5 protein-coding genes are annotated in these 3,867 nt (G+C 67.0%); all 5 read left to right on the top strand.

Features of this window, described 5'->3' with window-relative positions; all coding sequences use genetic code 11:
* Positions 1-81 precede the first annotated feature (81 nt).
* The 5 genes from AB0I23_RS41275 to AB0I23_RS41965 all read left to right on the top strand — a co-directional run bounded on the left by AB0I23_RS41275 (position 82) and on the right by AB0I23_RS41965 (position 3,829).
* Positions 82-522 carry a hypothetical protein gene (locus AB0I23_RS41275; RefSeq protein WP_359118393.1) on the top strand — a complete coding sequence of 147 codons (441 nt, stop codon included), beginning with the start codon at positions 82-84 and terminating at the stop codon, positions 520-522.
* Positions 519-1,001 carry a (2Fe-2S)-binding protein gene (locus tag AB0I23_RS41270; RefSeq protein WP_359118392.1) on the top strand — a complete coding sequence of 161 codons (483 nt, stop codon included), beginning with the start codon at positions 519-521 and terminating at the stop codon, positions 999-1,001. The genes AB0I23_RS41275 and AB0I23_RS41270 overlap by 4 nt, the downstream gene beginning before the upstream one ends.
* Before the next feature lie 46 nt (positions 1,002-1,047).
* Positions 1,048-2,037 carry an amidohydrolase family protein gene (locus tag AB0I23_RS41265; protein WP_359118390.1) on the top strand — a complete coding sequence of 330 codons (990 nt, stop codon included), beginning with the start codon at positions 1,048-1,050 and terminating at the stop codon, positions 2,035-2,037.
* A 98-nt stretch (positions 2,038-2,135) separates the two neighbouring features.
* Positions 2,136-3,293, top strand: coding sequence for an FAD binding domain-containing protein (locus AB0I23_RS41260; protein ID WP_359118388.1), 1,158 nt, complete (start codon positions 2,136-2,138; stop codon positions 3,291-3,293).
* A gap of 137 nt (positions 3,294-3,430) precedes the next feature.
* Positions 3,431-3,829: an XdhC family protein gene (locus tag AB0I23_RS41965; RefSeq protein WP_436847083.1), complete on the top strand. Its 399-nt coding sequence runs from the start codon at positions 3,431-3,433 to the stop codon at positions 3,827-3,829.
* The last annotated feature ends 38 nt before the right edge of the window (positions 3,830-3,867 follow it).

Raw genomic sequence — 3,867 nt, 5'->3', positions numbered from 1 at the left:
CCTTCGAACATCAGTCCGATCACCTTCGAACGGCGATCGGTTAAGGTGGCGCTCGCCGCATAACGCACGGTGTCCACGATCTTGGGTGAGCCCCCCTCCGTGCGGTACCCGCTGCTCGCCGAGCACACCGGCGTCGGCTTCATCGAGCACCGACGCACGCACTTCTGCTTTGCCCAAGTAGCTGTCGCGGCCGTCCTCACCGTGCACGACGGAGTGATCAGCGAAGCACGCATCGGACTGGTCAACTGCGCCGACCGGCCGCTAAGGGCGCACGCCGCCGAGCAGGCCCTGACTGGCGTCGAGATCGGACCACCGATGGACGGGTACCAGCTGCCCGAGGACCATCCGTTCGCACGCGCGGGTCGGATCGCTGCGGAGCAGGACGCCGCACCCCTGGCGGAGCCGTACGCCGACCTCGAATACCGGCGGCACGCCATCGCCGTCGTGGCCGCCAGGACACTGTGCCAGGCGGCGAACGACCACCGGTCTCGCATCGGCGAGACCAAGGGAGACAGCCAATGAAGATCACCCTCACGGTGAACGGCGAGGAGTTCCCGCTCGACGTGGAGCCCCGGCGCATCCTGGCCGACGTGCTGCGGGAGGACTGCCGGCTCACCGGCACCCACCTGGGCTGCGAGCACGGTGCGTGCGGGGCCTGCACCGTGCTCGTGGACGGTGAGGCGGTGCGGTCCTGCCTGATGCTCGCCGTACAGTGCGACGGCAGGTCGGTCCGCACCGTCGAGGGACTTGCCGGTCCGGACGGCGAACCCAGCGCCCTGCAGCGCGCGTTTTCCGCCGAACACGCGCTGCAGTGCGGCTTCTGCACGCCCGGCTTCCTCATGGCGGCCGCCGGGGCACTGGAAGCCGACCCCGCCCTCGCCGACCACCCCGAGCGTGTGGAGCACATCGTCGGATCCAACGTCTGCCGATGCACCGGCTACGAACCCATCCGACGCGCGATCATGCGGGCAGCGCAAGAACAACAGCAGCCCGTGACCTGACCCGTCTCGTGACAACCCCGCCGCCCGGCGGCGTTGAGGAGTAGACATGGCTGTAACGGGAAGCGTCCGCGCCGGAATCATCGACGTCCACGCGCACTGGCTGCCCCGGGAACTGCTCTCCCTCCCGCCGGGCTCCCCTCTGGGCGGCATGAACGATCGTGACGGAGAGCTGTACCTGGGCGACAACCCACTGTTCCTCCCCACCACGGCAATGACCGACATCGACGCGGTCGTCACTGACACGCTGAAGGTCGGCCTGGGTGCCCGCGCCGTCTCAGCGCCACCCTTCGCCTTCCCCGTCCACGCGCCATCGGAGGCGGACGACTACGTCTCGGCCTACAACGACCGGCTCGCGGAAGCTGTCTCCTCCTCCGACGGCACTCTCGTCGGACTCGGTCTGACCCGCGTGGACGACGTGGACGCCGCCCGTCGCGAGATGACGCGCCTGACAGCCATGGAGGGCATCGCAGGTGTCGCCGTCCCGCCCCTGGTCCAGGGGCATTCCTACGGCGACGGTGTCATGCGCGAGGTACTGGCTGTCGCCGCCGAAGCGGACCTGGGCGTCCTCGTCCACCCGATGCAGTTGCCCCGGCCGGAGTGGAAGAACCACTACCTGGTCAACCTCATCGGCAACCCGGTGGAAACCACGACAGCCGTGGCATCGGTAATCCTGAGCGGAGTCATGGAGGAACTACCGAACCTGCGCATCTGCTTCGTCCACGGCGGGGGCTGCGCACCGGCACTGCTCGGGCGGTGGGAGCACGGATGGCGGTCACGGGAAGATGTACGGCAGGGCAGCAGCCACCCACCGGTAGACTCGTTCGCCAAGCTGTACTTCGACACGATCACCCACGACCCCCAGGTACTGGAGCTTCTGACAGCCCATGCCACACCGGATCGAATTCTGTGCGGGAGCGACTATCCCTTCGACATGGCGCAGCCGGACCCAGTCTGCTTCCTTCTGGACCACGGCCTCGACGCCAGGACGCTCGAAGCGAACGGCCGCGCGTTCCTCGGCATCCAAAAGCCTTCCTGAGCGCTCCCCGCTCCCTTTCCTCGGCAGCCGGTTGCTCGAGGAGAGACCGATTCCGAGGTGCCCGCACTAGCGAGGCAGCGGAGGTGTGTATTCCGGAGATGGATGCCTTCACAGCACTGGTCATCGGCGGATCCGTCGGTGGCCTGGCGGCGGCACATGAACTGCGAGCCGTTGGCGCGGAGGTGGCTGTCTACGAGAGATCAGTGGGTAAAACGTCGGCTCGCGGCGCCGGTATCGTCATGCAGCCAGAGGTCGAGGCGCTGCTGAGCCGCCTGGGCGTACCAGCGCAGTCGGTGAGCGTCGAACTGCACGAGCGCCAGCAACTACACATGCACGGCAAAGCTGCGCGCTACGAGGCTCCGCAACTCATGACCGCATGGGACACCCTCTACCGCGCACTGCGGGAACCCCTCGCCGGAATGTGCTACCGCCTGGACAGCACACTCACTCGCGTACAAGTGGACGGTCACGACGTCACCGCCGAATTCTCCGACGGGTACACCGCGCGAGGCAACTTCCTGGTGGGCGCCGACGGAATCGGGTCAGCCACCCGCCAACTGCTGGACCCCGCCTCCCGCCCGGCGTACGCCGGCTATGTAGCCTGGCGTGGTCTGGAACCCGAATCCGCGCTGCCAGGGAATCTACTGGACCTTCTCTCGGGCCGCTTCACGTCCTTCACGTCGAGCGGAATGCAAATGCTGTGCTACCTGGTTCCCGGGGCCAACGGCGAGCGGGAAGAGGGCTCGCGGCGTGTCAACTGGGTCTGGTACGTGAACGTCCCCGAGCCGAATCTGCCGAAACTCCTCACCGGCCGCTCCGGAAAACGCTTCGCAAACTTCCTGCCTCCAGGCGAGTTGCTGTCCGAAACCGCAGAGCAGGTCGCCCACCAGGCAGACGCCTCGCTCCCACCGGACTTCGCTGAACTGGTGCGGCTGTCGGACGTCTTCATGCAACCGGTGCTCGACCTCCCCCCTCGGCGCATGATGGCCGACCACGCGGCCTTGATCGGCGACGCGGCGGGCACGGTCCGGCCCCACACAGCCTCGGGGACATCCAAGGCGTTCGGCGACGCCGCAGGCCTGGCAACAGCCCTGCAAGGGTGGGCACCGCCGCAGCCGCTTCCCGCCACCGAACTTGAAAGCTGGGAGGTGCAACGCCTCGACCGCTTGCTCACGTTGTCCGAGTTCGGTCTCGAACTGGCGGAGAGATCCACGTTGGGTGCACGCGTGGGCAGCCAGTTCTTCAAATCGGATTGACCTCGAAGGCCCCGTACCGAGAAACAACCTGTCCCAGATATAACCGATTTGGCCCCATAGCGCAGCAACAGTCATACTGACTGGGCATCAGTTAAGAAGCTCTCCGCCATTCTGGACAATGCTGACGAGTTGCATCGCTGGTCCGGGGCAGGCTGCTCGCCGTCGCGACCGTAGCCACGGTCGGTGGCAGCACCCCACGGCAGCCCGGCGCGGCGCTCGCCGTCGAGGCCGAGGGCACCGCGATCGGCAGCGTGTCCGGCGGGTGCGTCGAAGGAGCCGTCTACGAGCTCTGCCAGGAGGCGCTGGAGACCCGCGCCCCATCCTCCAGCGCTTCCGGATACTCCGCCGACGACGCCTTCGCCGTGGGACGCAGACCGCGTACTCTCGCCGATCCTCGACTACGACCGGCACCGCCGGCACTGACGTCGAGGGGTGCCGGTGGCCTCGGGCGATCTGGATCGGGAGGTGACGTTTCGCCGGGCCCTCCCTGTCAGACTCTCGTGAAACATGAGGACAATCGAGTCTTCTGTTGTTAGCAGGGCGAGAACAGGATCTTTCGAACGTGACGCTGAGC

Origin of the sequence: Streptomyces atratus (assembly GCF_040655115.1) — a bacterium.
In the GTDB taxonomy this organism is placed as follows: domain Bacteria; phylum Actinomycetota; class Actinomycetes; order Streptomycetales; family Streptomycetaceae; genus Streptomyces; species Streptomyces atratus_D.
This window is presented reverse-complemented; position numbering and strand designations above follow the sequence as displayed.